Genomic DNA, 18,163 nt, shown 5'->3' on the forward strand with positions numbered 1-18,163 from the left:
CGCCGCCGTCATTGCGAGCGAAGCGAAGCAATCCAGACTGCTGCTGCGGAAAGATTCTGGATTGCTTCGCTTCGCTCGCAATGACGAGCAGAGAGAGCTGTTTGCAGAACAAGAAGGAAATCATCCCATGAACGACAACGACAATCTCACCATCGAACGCCCGACCTTCGTCACCCATCTCGAATGCGCGATGGAGGGCGATCATTACGCGGCCGACGAGGTTCACAACCTCTCCAAGGCCGGCAAGCCGCTTCTGGTCCGCTACGACCTCGCGGGCGTGAAGAAGGCGCTGACCAAGGATGCGCTCGCCCAGCGCCCCGGCGACATGTGGCGCTATCGCGAGCTGCTGCCGGTGCGCAAATGCAAGGACATCGTCTCGCTCGGCGAAGTCACGACGCCCCTGATCCGGCTGCCGAAGCTCGGCGCAAAACTCGGCGGCGGCGAGATCATCGTCAAGGACGAGGGACGGCTGCCGACCGGCTCATTCAAGGCGCGCGGCCTCGTGATGGCGGTGTCGATGGGCAAGGCGCTCGGCATCAAGCACATGGCGATGCCGACCAACGGCAATGCCGGCGCGGCGCTGGCGGCCTACGCCACGTCCTGCGGCATCAAGACCACGATCTTCTGCCCGGCCGATACGCCCGAAGTGAACGTCAGCGAGATCGAGCTGCAGGGCGCGACCGTCTACCGCGTCAACGGCTATATCGACGATTGCGGCAAGATCGTCGGCGAGGGCAAGGCGAAAGTCGGCTGGTTCGACACCTCGACCTTGAAGGAGCCGTACCGCATCGAGGGCAAGAAGACGATGGGCCTCGAGCTCGCCGAGCAGCTCGGCTGGGACGTGCCTGACGTGATCTTCTATCCGACCGGCGGCGGCACCGGCCTGATCGGGATGTGGAAGGCGTTCGACGAGCTGGAGAAGATCGGCTTCATCGGCTCAAAGCGCCCGCGCATGGTCGCGGTGCAGGCCTCCGGCTGCGCGCCGATGGTGCGCGCCTATGAGGCCGGGACCGAGCATGCGACGCGCTGGGAGGACGCCCACACCATCGCCTCGGGCATCCGCGTGCCGCAGGCAATCGGCGATTTCCTCATCCTGCGTGCCGTGCGCGAGAGCAAAGGTTTTGCCATTGCCGTCGATGACGACAAGATCTCGGCGGCGCTGAACGAGGTTGCGCGCGAGGAGGGGCTCTTGCTCTGCCCCGAGGGTGCCGCGACCTACGCCGCCTACAAGGAAAGTCTCGCCGACGGCCGGGTCAGCAAGACCGATCGCGTCATGCTGTTCAACTGCGCGACCGGCCTGAAATATCCGCTGCCGCCGGTCACCCGCACGCTCGATCGCCACAAGCCGATTGACTATTCGAAGTTCTAACTTGCTTCTCCCTCTCCCCGTTCTTACGGGGAGAGGGTCGGGGTGAGGGGCTGCTTCCGCAAACACAGTGACAGTTGAGTTCGCGGAGACTCCCCCTCACCCGAATTGCTTCGCTATTCGACCTCTCCCCGCAAGCGGGGCGAGGTGAAGAAAAAGACATCACTGGGGAGAAGACAATGAAGAAGGCCTTCTGGGCTGCGCTGATTGCTGTTCTCGCTGTTGCAGGCGCCGCGCGCGCCGACGATTTTCCCTCGCGTCCCATTACCATCATCGTGCCGTTCGCGGCCGGGGGCCCTTCGGACGCAATGGCGCGGGTGCTCGCCGAGCGCATGCGGGTGCCGCTCGGCCAGCCGGTCGTGGTCGAGAACGTGACCGGAGCCGGCGGCTCGATCGGTGTCGGCCGTGCCGTGCAATCGCCGCCCGACGGCTACACCATCTCGTTCGGCCATCTCGGGACCCACGTCGCCAACGGCGCCGTCTACAAGCTCAAATTCGACCTCGTTGCCGACCTCGAGCCGGTGGTGCTGCTGCCGAGCAATCCGATGATCGTGGTCAGCAAGAATGCGGTGCCGGCGACCTCGCTGAAGGAGCTGATCGACTGGCTGAAGTCGCGACCGTCGCCGCCGACCGCCGGCACGGCCGGCGCGGGCTCCGGCAGCCACATCGCCGGCGTCTATTTCGAGAGCGTCTCCGGCATCAAGTTGCAATACGTGCCGTATCGCGGCACTGCACCGGCATTGAACGATCTCATCGCCGGCCAGATCGACATCATCGTCGACCAGACCTCCAATTCCATCAGCCAGGTCCGCGCCGGCACCATCCGCGCCTACGCCGTGACCGACGACAAGCGCCTCGCCTCCGCACCCGAGATCCCAACCGCGGAGGAGGCGGGCCTGAAAGGCTTCAACATGACGCTGTGGTCGGGCATGTGGGTGCCGAAGGGCACACCGAAGGAGATCGTCGCAAAGCTCAACGCCGCGGCCGTGGAGGCGCTGAACGATCCTGCGGTGAGGAAGCAGCTCGAAAGCCAGGGTCTCGAGATGACACCCAAGGATCAGCTCACGCCCGAAGCGCTCGGCAGGCGGCAAAGGGCCGAGATCGCCAAATGGTGGCCGATCATCAAGGCGGCGAACATCAAGGTGGATTGAACCGGGCGGCGCACTCCTCGCGGCGTCACCGCCGCGTTTGCTGGCGGCGGGGCGCTCACGACGTGGTTTGGTGACCTGGTGCCAGCGCACGGTCCAGGCATTGCATCAGATCCGAGGCGGCGAACGGCTTACCGAGAAAACAGATTGCGCCCGCATCGAGCGCCCGCACACGCACGCCCTCATCCGGGAAAGCTGTGATGAATATGAACGGCGTAGCCGACCCCTGCGCCCGCATCTTTGTCAACAGATCGATTCCGCTCATCAGCGGCATCTGCACGTCGGCGATCACGCACGAGGTGTCGCTCGAATCGGTCGAGCTCAGGAACTCTTCCGCCGAGGCGAATGTGTGGACGTTGTATCCGCGCGATTCCAGGAGATTGTTGATCGCGGCCCGAACGTAGGGGTCGTCGTCAAGCACCGAGATGACCGAAGCCACTGACAAGACGTCCGCTCCTCGCCGGGAATTACGCTTGCCGTCGCCACGGCTAGAACATAAAGGCGCAAGGTGGACCTGCCGGTCACGATTGGAAACTCATACTTAGGTTTGTGCATCGGGCTTGTTCGGGCCAATCCCGAGCGCCTCGCTCATTCTCACCAGATCGGCCAGCGACTTCGCGCCCATCTTCCGCATGATCTGGCCGCGGTAGATCTTGACGGTGATTTCGGCCAATCCGAGCTGGGCGGCGACCTGCTTGTTCATCAGGCCGGACGTCACCAGTGACAATACGTCTCGCTCCCGCGAGGACAGTGACTCGAAGCGTGATCTGACCGTCGAGACCATCCTGTTGAGGTCGCGGCGCTTGCGGTCTCGCTCGATCGCGGCCTGAACTGCGTCGAGAATGTCCTGATCGCGGACCGGCTTGGTCAAAAAATCGATCGCCCCGCTCTTCATGGCCCGAACCGTCATGGGAATATCGCCATGACCGGTAATGAAGATGATAGGCGTGTGGATATTTGCCTTGGCAAGATCGGCCTGCAGCTCGAGGCCGCTCGTTCCGGGCAGGCGGATGTCGAGCACCAGGCAGCTCGGGACGTCTGGCGGCTTGGCCTGCAGGAGCTGCGGCGCCGAGCCGAATGCTTCGACCTTGAGACCGACCGACTCGAACAGATTGGTGAGCGCACGGCGCATGGACGCGTCGTCGTCGACGATGAGGACAAGGGGCTGATCGCCGTCCTTCTGCGGCGGCGAAGAGTCCGCGCGCTCGGTCACGATGCTTCCTCTCGGTGGAGGGGCAAGGTGATCTGAAAAGTCGCGCCGCGCTCCTGGTTTGATATGGCGGAAAGTCGCCCGCCATGGGCCTCGATGATCGATCGACAGATCGACAGGCCCATGCCCATGCCGGAGGACTTCGTGGTGAAGAACGGCGTGAACAGGCGGTCTATCGCCTGTTCGCTGATGCCGGTTCCGCAGTCGGAAACGCTCACCTGCATGGCGCTATCGCCGCTCGCCTGTGAGCGAATCGCCAGCTCGCGCGGGCGATCGTGGACGTCTGCCATGGCCTCGATCCCGTTCATGATCAGGTTGATCAGGACCTGCTGCAATTGGATGCGATCGCCAAAGATCCTCGGCAGTGCCGACGACAGCTCCATGCGGACGGACACGGCGTGGCTGGCCATCTCGCGTTGAACCAGCGCGACGGCCTCCCGCACGACCGCATTGGCGTCGAGCGGAACCATCTCGATGTCAGAACGCTTGGCGAGCGCCCGAACGTGACGGATCACGTCGCCGGCACGCCTGCCGTCCTCGATGATCCACTCGACCGAGCGGCGGGCCGCTTTGAGATCCGGCGGACTGCGCTGCAGCCAGGCGAGGCAGGCGTCGGCGTTTGCGATCACTGCAGCGAGCGGCTGATTGATTTCGTGCGCAATCGAAGCGGTCAGCTCACCCAGTGTCGTGACACGTGTCACATGGGCGAGCTCGGCCTGGGCCTTGCGCAGTGCGTCTTCGGCTTGGTTGGCCCGGATGGCGGCGGTTACGTCCGTGCAAACGCCACGGTAGCCCAGGAAAGTGCCGTCCGCGTCGAAGAAGGGTTTGCCGCTGGTCCGGACGTAGATCGGCTGCCCACTACGGTCTTTGCTGCGGTACACCAAGTCGCGGAACGGGACGTGGGCGTCGAGCGCCGCTCGATGTTGTCGCCATTTTTCGGGCTCGAGAGCGGCGTCGGGCGCAATGTCCCAACGCGTGAGCCCGATCAGGCCGGCGGGGGCGGTGTTGGTATCGGAGTGCTCGGATATCTGGGTGACCCGGTGGTCCGGCCCGGTTTCCCAGAACCAGTCAGACGCAGTTTCAGCATAATCGCGAAAGCGCTGCTCGCTGTCACGAAGCCTGCGTTCTGCCTCCTTGGTCGCGGTGATGTCGGTGACCGATCCGACGAACTCAACGCGACCGCTCGCATCTCGCGTTGCCCGTGCCACCGCTCGGACGTATTTGATGGAACCGTCGGGCATCACCAGCCGGTATTCGTGATCATAGTCCTTGCCCTCGCGCGCCGCCCGGCCCGTCGTCTGCTGCACAGCGAGCCGGTCCTCCGGATGGATCCGCTGGAGCATGAAGGGGATCGCGGGCTTCGTCCCTTCCTCGCATTCGAAGATGCGATAGGTCTCCTTGGACCAGGTGATCTCGCGGGTTGCGGCCTTCCAGCCAAAACTACCAGTGTGGCTCAATTCCTGCGCCTGGGCGAGATAAGCCTCGCTCTGTCGCAGCGCGTTCTCGGCCTCCTTCCGCTCAGTGATGTTCTCGCAGGCGACCAGCACGATCGGCCCGCCATTGGCTCGCAGCATGGCCTTGGCGTTCTCGCGCACCCATAACATCGAGCCGTCCTTGCGAACCTTCCGGATCTCCCAGGTGTGTGACTGATCAAGGGTCTTGAGGCACAACGCGACACAGGCGCGGACAGTGGCGCGATCTTCCGCGAGGAAGACATCCAGCACGGATCGGCCGATCAACTCCGCCGGCGTGTAGCCCAGCTGCTCGGCGCCGAATGTGTTCACGTTGATCACGGTACCGGCCGGATCGACCATGAAGTACATGACCGGCGTGTGCTCGAAGACCTGCTGCCATTGCTTGACCGCCTCGAGCAAGTCGGCGGCATTGGCATCGGTGCGCTGCTTGGCGGGAACAGTTTGCCTCAAGCAGCCGACGAGGAATTGCGCGGCTGACTTTCCGAACGTCGCTGCCCGGCCAGGCTTCATCGCTGACGCTCCCGGCACTCTCTGCGTGAACAGGAGTAGAGCACGTTGCGGCCAGAGGAGCAATTCCAGCCAAAGTCGGGTCGGCCGTCATGACGTTCGCCTTTGGACCGTCCGCTCACCGCCAGGTCCATTGCGGCGCCTCAAGGACACCGTGCCGGCCGAGGTTCACGGTGACCGTGCAGCCGGTGCGTCGTGCGCCGTCTCGTTGAACTCGGGCCGCGTGGGCCCGGGCGAATACGGGACAAACTTAGGTATAGCTCCTCCATGCCTAGTCATGTCGGCCATTTTACCTCCGTACAATTGAGCGTTTCGTGCCCGGCGGACTAGCCTCTCGACCATCGGGAGTGTCGAAGCGAACAGCCGAGAAAAGCGCAAGCAACAGAGGGAGACAGCAATGTGCGATATGTCGGTACTTCCTGAGCGTCGCCCATCGGCGTCCGAAAGTTGCTCCTCAGTCAAGGGCTGCGCGGTGTGCGGCGGCAAGTTTGGCCTGATCCGCTACTATTCCTGGCGCACGGCGCTCTGCTCCAAGAAGTGCGTTGATCGTTTCCGCACGCGAAGCGAACGCGACCGCCGGTGGTTGTTTCGGGCCCAGGTCGCATAAGGCTGGATTGGAGAGTTGATCCGGGAGGCCGTGCGTTGAACCGCTCATGCAAGCTCTTCTGCTGGATCGTTCTCATCGCCCCCATCGCGGCCGGCCAGGCACAGGAGACGGGACACGGTGCCGTTCATCGCAAGCACCCACCCCAGGACCAGGCGCTGCACGAAAAGTTCTATTCCACCTGGCACATGCCTGATAACCCGAGCCTCAGTTGTTGCAACAGCGCCGACTGTTATCCGACCGACATCAAGTACATCGACGGCCAGATCTATGCGCGGCGCCGGGAGGACGGGAGATACATTCTGATCCCACCGCAAAAGGTGGAGCGAAACAGGGATAATCCGGACGGCCGGAACCATCTGTGCGCTCCACCGCCCGCACTGTCTCCGCTCGACAGCGTTTACTGCTTCGCTTTGGGGGGTGCCACATGAGATTCGCTTTCGTGCTGGTCAACGGCCGGACCCCGTTCCGGCAGACCTCGTGCATGCAGTGCTGCGAGCCGATCAGCGGCAGCTATTTGCGCGAGATCGCGACGCGTCTGCCTTACTGCGATCATCAGTGCTACGCGCTGTTCTGCGAGACGCTCGCCAAAGATGGCGTGAGAGCGGCTTCATGAAATTCGTGGTGGTCAATCACGAGCCGCCGTTGCACGCGGCCGCGTGCAGCACATGCTCGCGGTCGCTCCGCTCCGGCTATGTCCGCCATGCGCGGACGCAGCGCCGTTACTGTGACGATGATTGTTACCGGCGCGGCGAATTCTCCACGCTGTTCATGCACTGGCCGGTGCCTGGGCGGACGGAACCAATCGCCGGCAAGGTCGAGCTCGCCGCTGGCAGCATGATCCAGACGTTGACGGTGATGAGTGCCGTCTGGTGCTGGAGCTGCACGATCACCGCCTGGACCTTCGCGAGAGCTTTGACCGGCGCATATTTGGACAGTCGCGACCCGATCACGATGGAAGGAGGTGACACCTAGAGCATGATCCGGAAAAGTGTGAAGCGGTTTTCCGAAACGATCATGCTCAAACAATAACCTAAAGCGCGATGACGATTCATCCTAATCGCATCGCGCTTTAGCTGCGCGGCTGCACGCGCGTAGAAGCCGCAGCACCGTATTCTTGCAGGCGCCGCGTCCAGCCCCGGCGGCGTTGATCAGGGAATGGGTGCTGCGGCCGCCGCTGGCTCCGTTGCGCTGGCCTCGTGCGTCACCACGCGCTGGTCGCTCTTGCCGGCGATCATGCTGCTGCCCTCGAACCTTGCCCGGTAGACCAGCACGTTCTCCATCACGCGCTGGACGTAGTTGCGCGTCTCGGACAGCGGGATGCGCTCGACCCAGTCGACCGGATCGATGTTGGGGTCCCGGGGATCACCGCGCTTCTGCACCCATTCACGCACGCGGCCGCGGCCGGCATTGTATCCGGCGAAGGTCATGATCTGGTTACCGCGATATTCCGAGAATAGCGCGCTGAGCTCGGCGGCGCCCATCTGCGTGTTGTAGACGGGGTCGGAGACCATCCTGTCCCAGTCGTAAGTCAGGCCGAAGCGCTTCGCGGTGTCGCGTCCCGCTTCCGGCGTCACCTGCATCAGCCCGACCGCGTTGGCATGCGACTTGTCGCGCTGCTCGAACGAGCTCTCGGTGCGTGCCACCGAATAGATCACGCTGGTCTCGATCGCCGGTGCGACCTGCTTGTGCTCGGGGATGCCGATGGTCGGGAAGGCGTAATGGTCGAGCGCGAGCCCGCGCGCCAGCGCGGTCTTGCCGACCTCCAGCATCACGCGCGCATCGTTGCGCCGGCCCGCAAGCTCGCCGAGCGCTTCCAGCGCGGCGACGTCGGTGCTCTCTTTGGCGAAATCCTCGGCGTAATAGAACACCATGTCGCGCTCGCCGATGCCGTAGAGCATGTCGGCGGCGCGCACGCGCTCGTCCGCAAGCTGCGCATCGGCCGAGGCCAGCACCGGCGAGGGCGGACGCAGTTCGATGCCGTCGAGGCCGAGCCTGGCGCGGGCGAGCTGGCCGTAATAGGCGGTGTGATAGCGCGCCGCCGCCCGGTAGCTCATGCGCGCGTCGGCCGCCGCGCCCATGGCTTCGGCCGCGCGGCCGCGCCAGTAATGCGCCCGCGACAGCGCGATCGGATTGGACGAGCCAGCGTCGATCGAGGCGAAATGCACCATCGCCGTCTTGGGATCGTCGAGATAGCGTAGCGCGATCCAGCCGCACATGAAGTGATAGTCGACGCGGTAGACCTCCTTTTCCGGCACCGCGGCCGTGTGCACCACGTCATAGGCGATCCTGGCCTTGCCCTGATCGAGCAGCTTGCGCGCCAGCATGCGGCGCTCGCGCCACCAGGCATCGGTGTCCTGCGCGGCCATCATGTCGGGCTTGGCAGCGAGGATCACCTCGGCCGCGTCGTCGATGCGGTCGTTCTGAAGATGCCACTGCGCGCGGCACAGCACGTAACCGAGATCGCGTCGCTCCTCGGCCGCGACGTCCTCGAGCAGATCCTTGGCCTTGCTCGCCTTGCCGGTGACGGCGGCGCAGGCCTTCACGATCGCGAGCGCGTCCTCGCCGAGCCGCTTCGCCGCGCGCCGCGCACCTGCATAATCCTTGGCGCCGAGGCGCTTGTCCATGCGCGCGCGGTGATCGTCGGCGGACAGAAGGTCGCCGAACGCCGCATAGGAGTCCTCTTCGCTCCGCTCGGACAGTTCCTCCGCGCGCCAGGTTTCCCGGACCAGCCGCGCAGCCCTGTCGGTCTCATCTTCGGCGAGCAGGACGCGCGCGAGTGCGAACTTGCCCTTGGCGCTGGTCGGGCGATCCATCGTGAACTTGTGCACGATGGCCGCGTCGGCCTTCTCCTGCCACAGCCGTGCCTCGGCACGGCGGCGGAGCAGGGCGCTGCTCGGCCAACCGGGATTGGCGGCGAGGAAGGCGGCGTAGCGCTTGAAATTCGCGGTGCTGTCGGGATGGCGCAGCATGAACCAGTCGGCGAGCTTCTGTCCGGCAGGGTCCGTGATGCGGTCGCGCGCAGCGCTCGCGTCTTCGGTCTTGCCCTTGCGCGTCAGGTCGATGGCGTCCTTGAGCGCGGCAAGATCGCCGGTCAGCGGCGGCTTGGCCGCGGGCTCCTCGACCGCCTTCTTCGATTTGCGCTTGGCCTCGGCGTGCTTGCCGTGCCGCGCTTTGCCGGCGGAGGCGTGGCGGTGCTTGCCCGCTTTCGCCTCATGCGTCTTCTTCGGTGCGGATGATTTTTGACTGCTCTTCGCCGCAAGCTCGGTGGGAAGGAGGGCCATCGCGGCCACGGCAACGACACACGCGAGCGAGCGTAGGCACTGGTTCATTGGATGGTCCCCCCTGCGAAAACCACTACAAACCAAGGTCCGCGACATGCGGCTTGCGAATCAAAGTACCGAACGATGCGTCGGCATCGTGTCGCATCCTCAGGCTGTCGCAACAATGCGGCAAAATACGGATTGGAACTGGGGAACTTCCGAAGTGACGGAAGAGGCAGTGGCTTTAACCTTTGTTAACGATCTGGACTCGCGCGACGATTGCGCACGGTACAGGACGCCGGAACGGCCAGATTGCGCGTGTTCCCTCGGCGAAATCCGGTGTATGAGTTCCTTCTCTTCATCCTTTCAACCTTTGCCCTGTACCTATGCCGATTTTCAACCAGTCGATCCGACGCAAGATCGTCGGCATCGCGCTCGGATTGATCGTCCTGATGCTGGTCACCTCGATCCTGTCGATGGTGATGTCCAGCCAGGTCGGCATTTTGCTCGACGAGCTGACCAACCGCTACATCCCCGCCTATAGCCATCTGGCGCGCGCGAACATCCGCTCGCTGGAACGGGCGCTGGCGCAGCGGCGGATGGTGATGACCAGGATGGAGGCGCCGTCGGACGAGGAGGCCTACGCGGCGCGGCTTCGCGACTTCGAGGCCTTGGACCGCAATTTCGAGCGGGAGGCCGAGGCCGCTCGCAAGCTCATCAACGCGATCATCGACGACCCCAGGACGTATTCCGACAACGCCGCGCTGGCACGGCTCGACGTCCGGATCGAAAGCTCCGTCACCGAGCTGCGGCGCGATCTGGACGAGGGCAATGCGAAACTGCTCAAGCAGGTCGACGCCAAGGATATGGCCGCGGCCCGCGGCACGCTGGAACACCTCGACACGCTGCGCGATGCGTTCAACCGGAAGGTCGATGCGATCCGCGCCGACATGCTGGCGCAGGTCTATTTCTCGACGTCTCAGGTGATCGGCCGCCAACACCAGACCATCATCGTGTCGGGGGTCGTAACCCTGCTCGCGGCGATCGTCGGCTTCGTGTTTGCGCTGCTGGTGAGTAGCGGCATTACGCGACCGGTGCGCCTGCTGCTGGCCGGCGCCCGCGAGGTCGAGGCGGGCCGGTTCGACAAGCCCATCACCGTCTCGACACAGGATGAGATCGGCGAGCTTGCTGCCGCCTTCAACCGCATGATCGAGCAGCTCAGGCACAACGAGCGCATTCGCGAGACCTTCGGCCGTTACATCGACCCGAAGGTGGTGCAGGGCCTGATCGACCGGCCGGAGGTCGCCATCGACGGTGAGCGCCGGGTGATGACCATCTTGTTCTGCGACATGAGCGGCTTCACCTCGATGAGCGAGGGCATGACGCCGCGCGGCCTCGTCAAGGTGATGAACCACTACTTCACCGTGATGTCTGCTCCCATCAGGAACAATCGCGGGATCATCGACAAATATATCGGCGACGCCATCATGTCCTATTGGGGGCCGCCCTTCATCGAGGAGGAGGAGCAGGGTCTGCTCGCAGGGCTCGCCGCCGTCGAGATGACCGATCAGGTGCCCGCGCTGCAGAAGCAGCTGCCGGACCTGCTCGGCATCCGCGCCATGCCGGCGCCGTGCGATCTTCGCATCGGCATCGCCACGGGCGAGGTCCTGACCGGCAGTATCGGTTCCGAGCTGATGATGAGCTTCACCGTGATGGGCGATGCCGTGAATCTCGCCTCGCGGCTGGAGGCCGTCAACAAGGTCTACGGCACCCGCATCCTGATCTCGCAGGCGACCGCGGACGGGATCGGATCGCGCCTGGAATTGCGCGAGATCGATCGTCTGGCGGTCGCGGGCCAAAGCGCGCCGCAGGCGATCTTCGAGCTGATGGCGAGACCGGGCGCGCTCAGCGATGCGCAAGTGAGCTTGCGCACGCATTATGCCGATGGTCTCGCCGCCTATCGTGCGCGGCGCTTCGACGAGGCCCGCGCCGCCTTCAACGCGGCGCTCGAGGCGGTCCCCGGCGACGGCCCCTCGCGCACGATGCTCGGCCGCATCGCTCAATTTGTGGCCAATCCGCCGGATCCCGATTGGGACGGCGTCTGGCGGCTGGAGCAGAAATAGCCGTGCCTTTGCGGTCGGCACGCCGCGCCGGAAAAAAGATGCTACTCCATAACGATGTTCGCCGTGACCTATTTCCCGGGCTTAGGTTGGGTGTCCATGAGGCGTCTGATGGGGACACGCCGATGACACATCTCGAGGACAGGCTGGAACGGTTCGAGACGCTCAGCGCCGAATGCGAGCTGATCGCCAAGCTCGCCACCGACAGCAGCAAGCGCGAGTTCTATTTGAAGCTCGGGGAACAGTACCGTCAGCTGGCCGTCGATATCCGGCAGGCGATCGCGACGACGGCTGCGGCCTGAGCCGGCTGAAATCCGTTCTTAACGTTTGGCGCGCATCCTTGGAGCAAGCGAGCATCGCCGGTCGGCGACACTCGTTGGTGGGAAGGCCGGGGTTCGCTGCAATGCAGCGCGCCTCGTGAGTGTGATTTGCCATGTCTGACAGGGCAATCCCATGCGCCTCGTTGCAGTGATCATATTCGCGCTCATGACGGCGGCCTGCGATCAGGAGCAGGACATCACCGGCTCGACGAATCCGGCCTGTCCGTTGCGCAACTACAGCTACAATCCACGCGACATGAACCAGTGCGTCAGCGCCTGCAAAACGTGCGACCGCGGCACGACGGTCACCTGCACGACCTCCTGCACCCTCAAGGGCGCCCGCTGAGCACTTTGCGGATGCGCGGAACCGGTAGGGCACTCGAGCCAATGCCGGCGGTGCTGTAGCACCGGAACGATTCACATGGATTAATCATTGAAGGAGGCGGCAGGACGCGGAGTCCAATGGAATGGGTATGCTCGATCCCGGTCGATTTCTGGTGTCGTGCTCGCATTGCGATGCCTGGCCGATGGCGGCCAATGTGAAACGGTCGAGCTGGTCGGCGTCGCCGCACGAGGTCCGCTTCGTCTGCACGCGTTGCCGCCGCGAAGAAACGGCGATCGTCTCGGCCTCCGGCGAATTGACCCCCATCAAGCGCGTCGATGCCCCGCCACGCGATGTCGCTGTCGCCTGGGCCCAGGCGCAACGCTCGCGCGGGCGGTCCTGATGTTCGGCGTCGCCGTCTCGTCGATGTTTCGCTTCTCTGTCAATCTGCCCGCATAAAAATATTCCGCTTTACCGAAATTCGGAAATGACGTATGTGTCGCCCAACCCGGCTCAATCTCGAGGGGCGATCATGCGGTCGTCATGTCGCGAGCCGGGCTTGCGGTGGACGCGGCAGCGTCGTGTACGAGAGCTGAGGGCAGGGCGGATTGCTCTCCGTGAGCCCCGAGGCTTCGTACGGACGAGCGGCGCTGTCAGGTTCGTCGCGCCGGCATTTCGATGGCAACGTGCACAACGCCGTCGAACCCTGCGGCGCCAACGAACCGCGCGTACGGCAAAACCGTGTGGTCCTGGCCGCAAGCGCTATTTGGTCATTCTCTGAAACTGCGGAAAAAGCATCAGCTTCAACGGCGTATGGGGCTTCCTAGCTGAGGGCGAGGCCTCTCGCCCAATTCACCGGGCCCCAATAGGCCCTAGTTTCACGCTTTGCAGAGCGGGGCGCTTTGTTGCGGCCGCGAACGCCTTGACGCTCGATGTCCGTTTAGCCGTTGAAAGCGGGAATCATTGGACGTAGGCCAAATGTCACCGAAGGGCCAAAAGGAGACCTTGTCGTCTCTTTTTACAAAGGGCGGGGTCCAGCTATCTGTTTGTCGCCTCATTGCTCCGGAACGCCTGCCTTCCTCAGCCCATCGACGATGTCGTCGTACTCAAGCCGATACTGCGGATTGCTCGATCGTGCGTAGCCGATTTGATGGAACCACCGGATGGTAAACTCCGGCCGGACTGTATTCAATTCGGCTAACATTTGGTGGGCCATTTCCAATTGGCCCGTGGCTCCATAGGCTGAAATCAGGTCCACATACGGCAACCAGTTTGATTTATTCAGAGTGATCGAGCGCCTACACTCTTCGATGGCTTCGTTATACTGGCGGACATGTAAGTGAGCGTGACACAGGAAGAAACGCCAAATACCTGCGGCTGGATCCTTGGGGCTTAGGCGTAGAGCGATCTGAATCGGAGAGAACGCTTCGCGCGCGCGACCCGCGGTGATGAGCGAGATTCCTTTTGAGGCGTATGCTATGGGTGAATTAGGATCGATTGCCAACGCGGCATCGAGCTCAGATAATGCTTGTTCTGGACTTCCGTAATTCAAAATGCTTCCCATAGCTATACGAGCGTTCGCCGCCGCCGGGCGCTTTGCAAGAACTTGATCAATTAGTTTGGTCGCCGTCTTTTTGTCCTCGACCACAGACGTTGACCAACCGTTATTTAGATCAGTGGCTATGCACCACGCCTTCCCAAGCAGTGCGTCGGTGTTATCCGGATCAAGGCGCAGCGCGCTGTTAAAGAAGTCCTTTGCTTGTGCGTTCGTTGCCTTGGTCCCAGGCTCATAGACCTTCGCCCAACCGCGCATGCTGAGATCGGCAGCATCTGGATTCGTCGACTGGTTCATTTGGCTACGCCGGCTTTCAGCCTGGACAAGTTGGACGTTGAGAGAGCGGGCGAGCCGTGCCGTGACTTCCTCCTGCAATGCCGCAAGATCCGCACGATCTCCATCAAAGCGGTCCGACCAGACGTCGCGGCCAGTTGACAGGTCTGCAAGCGACACATTCATTCGGACCTGAGCTCCGGCCCGCTGCACCGCGCCCTGCACGGCCCAGCGGATGCTGAGATCCTTACCGAGTGTCTTGAGATCAATCTGCTTGTTCTTATATGAAAAAGCCGTCCCGCGCCCGATGACGAATGTATCGGGCAATTGCGCGAGGTCAGTCGTCAGATCGGTCGTGATGCCGTCGGCGAAATAGTCCTGCTCTGCATCATTGTTGAGGTTAGCGAATGGCAAGACAACGAGAGACAACCGGGGAGCAATGTCGGGCCGGGCCGTAGCCTCCTTCTGCGTTTTTTGGCTCCCTGGAAACACTTCGGTGCGGAGCGTCTTCCAAACAGTCCAGTAACCGATGAGGCCGCCTGCGACCGCACCGACGGCAGCAATCGAGGCCAACGCGCCGCCGATCAACTGCAACCGTGCGCGCAGGCGAATCTTCAAATTGCGATCGGATGGCAGCTTTGCCGGTTGCTCTTTATCTGATGGCGGTTTGTCCGGTAGGCCGTTGGAGATTTCCGAGTTTGTCACCGTTGCCTCTCCGCAGGTGCCCATAGCCCCAACTCTATACTAGCAGAGATGCGCACTTAAGGTTGGTCAAGGCCCCTGACTCATTCGCCTTTCTGGATTTGTCGCCGCAACAATCGTCGGCGCATGAAGTCCGGTCCGGTCAATCGCGACGATATGGCCTTGGTTTAAGTTAGGCCCGGCCTACCCCTGACAGCCGACATATCCTAGGTCGTGCGATGCCGCAGCGATGGGCCATAACCAGACCTCAGGTTGTGAAAGCGTATCGGATGCAGACCCTCCGGCCGGGAAGAAAGGCCCCGCACTGGCTCAGTCTAAGTTGGAATTGCCTCGATGACCTGAAAGTGCGGGCCTGCGCGGGCTGTGCCGCGCATCTCAAATCCGGCCGTTCGACATAGCGCGGAATACTCGTCGTAGCTCCGTTCAAGCGCTCCGAGCATGACGAGCATATTGAGGTCGCTGAATTTCGAGATTGGCCCTTCGTTCGGCGCGTCCACCACACGTCAATGAGGAGTAATCTGGCATCAGCGGTCATAGCGCGGCGGCAGGTCTTCAGGATAGAAATCGCTTCCTTATCGTCCCAATCATGGATAATCGCCCGCATCACATAGGCCTCAGCCCCCTCCGGGATGGATTCAAAGAAGCTGCCTCCGACGATTTCGCATCTGTCCGCGACACCATGTTGGTTCAGAACTTCCGCTGCCTTGCCAACAACGTGCGGCTGATCGAACAGCGTTCCGCGCAGGCCCTTATTTGCTCCGAGAATTCCCGCCAGCAGTTGGCCTTCACCACCCCCGATATCCGCGACGTGACGAAAGCTGCTGAAATCGTAGGCGGCGATAATAGCTTCGATCGCGCCGCGTGAATTGGCCGTCATGGCTCGGTTGAAGATCGCGTTCTCATCCGGACGGGTGCTGCGATACTCCCATACGCTCTGACCATTGAGATGCCGAAAGGCACTCTCGCCGGTGCGGACGCTTGTGTTCAAGATGCCCCCAGGCCTGCCAAGCATAAGGTCGGCCGACATATGCGGCCCAGCCGTCGAGTGGAGTCGGCGAGTCGGAACGAAGACACTCGCTCATCGGGGTGAGCGAGAACGTTTTGTTCTCGGCCTCATGGAAAACACCGACTGAAGCCAGCGCCCGCAAGAGCCGATAGAGTGTCCTCGGATGCGATCCGCTGAGCTGAGCAAGTTCGTTGCTGCCTTGGGGCCCGCAACTAAGGTGGTCGGCTATGCCAAGCCGGGCCGCCACGTGAATGGCCTGCGAAATCTGATAACCGTTAATCAGCCGCGTAAGGTCCGAGAAGGCATTGGCGGCCATGGTGTCACCTCCTGCTGCTCCGCACACAGTAAAGATGCATCGAGTACCAGACTTCCCGCAAACGGATGATATCTCAGAAATTGCGGTGCGCACCATCTAACACAAGTGAATTCGAGGACCGCTTAGAGTCAATCGCGACGTTTTAGCCCGGTTTAAGTGTGATCCGGCTTCCCGTGGCACCCGACATATCCTCGGCCGTGGGATACGGCAGCAATGGGCCAAAACTCGACTCATGCGCGGCGCTTGCAGGGCCGCTAGTGCATCATCTCGCCAAAATAGGACTGCTATTCGGGTAACCCCGCTCTCCGGAGCCCCTCGATCAGCAGCTTCGCGTTCGATTGCCCGCCCCGGGCTATCCACCCTGATATGTTAAAGGCGGCGTCGAGCTCAAGCAGACGTGCCGCCGCTTCGCGTGACTCCGCATCCCGTCCGAGATGGGCGTATGCGGACGCGAGGCAGCGGTAAGTTGATGAATAGAAGGCGTTCTGACGTTCGGCCTTCTTTCCTGCTTCGACGGCCTCCTCAAAGCGACCAAGCTCAATTAAGGCCATCCCTATCCCGGCCATCACCGCGTGCAGCACCGGATCTAATGGGCTCATGCGGACGGCATGTTCAAAGCTGCGTATCGCTTCCTCGGGTAACCCCGCAATTCTGTAGACGTGACCCCTGCAGACCAAGGCTTGAAATGCATTCGGGTTAAGAGCGACCGCACGGTTCGCCATTTCGATCTCGGTTTGCCCAGCGCCGATCATGATTGCCGAGATAAAGCTGGCGGATGCTAGCGTGTCTGCATCACTGTCGTCGATGCTCAATGCGAGGCGAGCAAGTCGAAGTGCCTCTCGGCGCTCGAATTTAGGATCGACAGCAAAGCCGAAGACGACATTGAGCGCGTGACAGTTACCCGCCAGGCCGGCAGCCAGACCGAGCTGAGGGTCGAGCTCCAAGGCGCGATGAGCCAGCCTTGTCGCCTCGGCAAAGCTTTCGCGGGTCATCGAACGGAACTCGCCCACGGCCCGGAGGTAAAGATCATAGGCGGTGAGATTCTCCGGTCGCCGCCGCGTCGCCATTGCGATCTCCGTTTGGAGCAGCTTCGGCTGAATGGCGGAGACAACCGCTAGCGTGATTTCATCTTGGAGAACGAAGATGTCTGTCAGGTCACGTTCGTATCTGTCCGCCCAGATATGAGCCCCTGTGGCTGCATCGATCAATTGTCCTGCGATGCGAACTTTTCCTGCGGCCTTGCGCACAGACCCTTCAAGCACATAGCGCACACCGAGCCTGCGCCCGACTTCTTTGATGTCTACAGCTCTGCCCTTGAAGATGAAACTTGAATTTCGGGCGATAACGAACAGGGACTTGAACCGCGAAAGCGCCGTGATGATCTCCTCCACTATTCCGTCGGCAAAATACTCCTGCTCGGCATCACCGCTCATGTTCTCGAACGGCAGCACAGCAATCGAGGGCTTGTCGGGTAGTGGAAGGGGGGCTTCCGTGAATTCAATATCGCGGCTCAAGATCGCCGCCGCGCCGGAACGCTGGTTCACCTCGCGGACCGTGCCGATGAAACGAAAACCCTTGCGCGGTAACGTCTTGATCAGGCGCTGTGCCGCACCGGAATCGCCGATCGCGCTTCGCGCGGCATTCAGGCGGGTCGTCAACGCCGCGTCAGATACGCTGCGACAATTCCAAATGGCGTTGACGAGGTCGTCCTTGCTTACAACCCGCTCCCTGTTGCGGATCAGGTAATCGAGCAGGTCAAAAACCTGCGGTGTGATCGACACGGCATCAGTGCCCCGCTGCAGCTCGCGCCGATCGGTGTCGAATGCGTATTCCTCGAAAAGATAGCGCAAGCTGCCATTCCTTCTCAGGGCGCCTCTGTATTAACGCATGAAGAATAAGCCGCCGGTAAGAGAAATGTAAGCCGCCAGTTAAGCGCGCCGACACCTCTTGCGGCAACTTCCGTCATAGTGAGCAGT

Annotated in this window: 17 protein-coding genes; 9 read left to right on the plus strand and 8 right to left on the minus strand. The window is 62.2% G+C overall.

Translation table 11 applies throughout. The annotated features are described in order from the left end of the window. Window positions 1-127 precede the first annotated feature (127 nt). Entirely contained in the window at window positions 128-1,369 is a 1,242-nt protein-coding gene (locus I6F33_RS16895) for a threonine synthase (protein WP_036009840.1), read from the plus strand. Window positions 1,370-1,545: 176 nt separating this feature from the next. Further along, window positions 1,546-2,517, plus strand: a complete 972-nt coding sequence (locus I6F33_RS16900; protein ID WP_225143401.1) for a tripartite tricarboxylate transporter substrate binding protein BugD — start codon at window positions 1,546-1,548, stop codon at window positions 2,515-2,517. Between the two features lie 55 nt (window positions 2,518-2,572). On the opposite strand, the gene I6F33_RS16905 is transcribed toward I6F33_RS16900, so the two are convergent. From I6F33_RS16905 to I6F33_RS16915, 3 genes are all read right to left on the minus strand, one after another. After that, window positions 2,573-2,959, minus strand: a complete 387-nt coding sequence (locus tag I6F33_RS16905; RefSeq protein ID WP_036031653.1) for a response regulator transcription factor — start codon at window positions 2,957-2,959, stop codon at window positions 2,573-2,575. A gap of 96 nt (window positions 2,960-3,055) precedes the next feature. Then, the gene (locus I6F33_RS16910; RefSeq protein ID WP_225112497.1) at window positions 3,056-3,727 is read right to left on the minus strand and encodes a response regulator transcription factor; all 672 of its coding nucleotides are present in this window, start codon (window positions 3,725-3,727) and stop codon (window positions 3,056-3,058) included. Beyond that, window positions 3,724-5,709, minus strand: coding sequence for a PAS domain S-box protein (locus I6F33_RS16915; RefSeq protein ID WP_225125343.1), 1,986 nt, complete (start codon window positions 5,707-5,709; stop codon window positions 3,724-3,726). The genes I6F33_RS16910 and I6F33_RS16915 overlap by 4 nt, the downstream gene beginning before the upstream one ends. Before the next feature lie 639 nt (window positions 5,710-6,348). On the opposite strand from I6F33_RS16915, the gene I6F33_RS16920 reads away from it, so the two are divergent. Genes I6F33_RS16920 through I6F33_RS16930 form a run of 3 tightly spaced genes read left to right on the plus strand, consistent with a single transcriptional unit; the run spans window position 6,349 to window position 7,285 of the window. Continuing rightward, entirely contained in the window at window positions 6,349-6,741 is a 393-nt protein-coding gene (locus I6F33_RS16920; protein WP_036031659.1) for a hypothetical protein, read from the plus strand. Then, window positions 6,738-6,926: a hypothetical protein gene (locus tag I6F33_RS16925; protein WP_036009825.1), complete on the plus strand. Its 189-nt coding sequence runs from the start codon at window positions 6,738-6,740 to the stop codon at window positions 6,924-6,926. Before I6F33_RS16920 ends, I6F33_RS16925 begins: the two co-directional genes overlap by 4 nt. Then, window positions 6,923-7,285 (plus strand): hypothetical protein, encoded by a 363-nt coding sequence (locus I6F33_RS16930; RefSeq protein WP_036044352.1) that lies wholly within the window; start codon window positions 6,923-6,925, stop codon window positions 7,283-7,285. The genes I6F33_RS16925 and I6F33_RS16930 overlap by 4 nt, the downstream gene beginning before the upstream one ends. A gap of 176 nt (window positions 7,286-7,461) precedes the next feature. Here the strand turns inward: I6F33_RS16930 and I6F33_RS16935 are convergent, their stop codons facing one another. Continuing rightward, window positions 7,462-9,642, minus strand: coding sequence for a lytic transglycosylase domain-containing protein (locus I6F33_RS16935; RefSeq protein WP_225143402.1), 2,181 nt, complete (start codon window positions 9,640-9,642; stop codon window positions 7,462-7,464). Window positions 9,643-9,959: 317 nt separating this feature from the next. Here I6F33_RS16935 and I6F33_RS16940 point away from each other — a divergent pair, with 317 nt between their 5' ends. The 4 genes from I6F33_RS16940 to I6F33_RS16955 all read left to right on the plus strand — a co-directional run bounded on the left by I6F33_RS16940 (window position 9,960) and on the right by I6F33_RS16955 (window position 12,738). After that, a complete protein-coding gene (locus I6F33_RS16940) occupies window positions 9,960-11,696 on the plus strand; it encodes an adenylate/guanylate cyclase domain-containing protein (protein WP_109143655.1) in 1,737 nt (578 codons plus the stop codon). Between the two features lie 122 nt (window positions 11,697-11,818). Beyond that, complete coding sequence (locus I6F33_RS16945; protein WP_192893196.1) at window positions 11,819-11,995, plus strand: hypothetical protein; 177 nt, start codon at window positions 11,819-11,821, stop codon at window positions 11,993-11,995. 151 nt (window positions 11,996-12,146) lie between these two features. Next, complete coding sequence (locus I6F33_RS16950; RefSeq protein WP_109143656.1) at window positions 12,147-12,359, plus strand: hypothetical protein; 213 nt, start codon at window positions 12,147-12,149, stop codon at window positions 12,357-12,359. Between the two features lie 121 nt (window positions 12,360-12,480). Continuing rightward, window positions 12,481-12,738 (plus strand): hypothetical protein, encoded by a 258-nt coding sequence (locus I6F33_RS16955; RefSeq protein ID WP_036009816.1) that lies wholly within the window; start codon window positions 12,481-12,483, stop codon window positions 12,736-12,738. Between the two features lie 651 nt (window positions 12,739-13,389). Here I6F33_RS16955 and I6F33_RS16960 read toward each other — a convergent pair. From I6F33_RS16960 to I6F33_RS16975, 4 genes are all read right to left on the minus strand, one after another. Next, entirely contained in the window at window positions 13,390-14,868 is a 1,479-nt protein-coding gene (locus tag I6F33_RS16960) for a tetratricopeptide repeat protein (RefSeq protein WP_225143403.1), read from the minus strand. A 244-nt stretch (window positions 14,869-15,112) separates the two neighbouring features. After that, window positions 15,113-15,877, minus strand: a complete 765-nt coding sequence (locus I6F33_RS16965; RefSeq protein WP_225143519.1) for a methyltransferase — start codon at window positions 15,875-15,877, stop codon at window positions 15,113-15,115. Continuing rightward, window positions 15,765-16,187 (minus strand): methyltransferase dimerization domain-containing protein, encoded by a 423-nt coding sequence (locus I6F33_RS16970; protein WP_225143404.1) that lies wholly within the window; start codon window positions 16,185-16,187, stop codon window positions 15,765-15,767. Before I6F33_RS16970 ends, I6F33_RS16965 begins: the two co-directional genes overlap by 113 nt. A gap of 284 nt (window positions 16,188-16,471) precedes the next feature. Next, window positions 16,472-18,037: a winged helix-turn-helix domain-containing tetratricopeptide repeat protein gene (locus I6F33_RS16975; protein ID WP_225143406.1), complete on the minus strand. Its 1,566-nt coding sequence runs from the start codon at window positions 18,035-18,037 to the stop codon at window positions 16,472-16,474. Window positions 18,038-18,163: the final 126 nt, after the last annotated feature.

Source organism: Bradyrhizobium sp. BRP20, assembly GCF_020194215.1.
In the GTDB taxonomy this organism is placed as follows: domain Bacteria; phylum Pseudomonadota; class Alphaproteobacteria; order Rhizobiales; family Xanthobacteraceae; genus Bradyrhizobium; species Bradyrhizobium yuanmingense.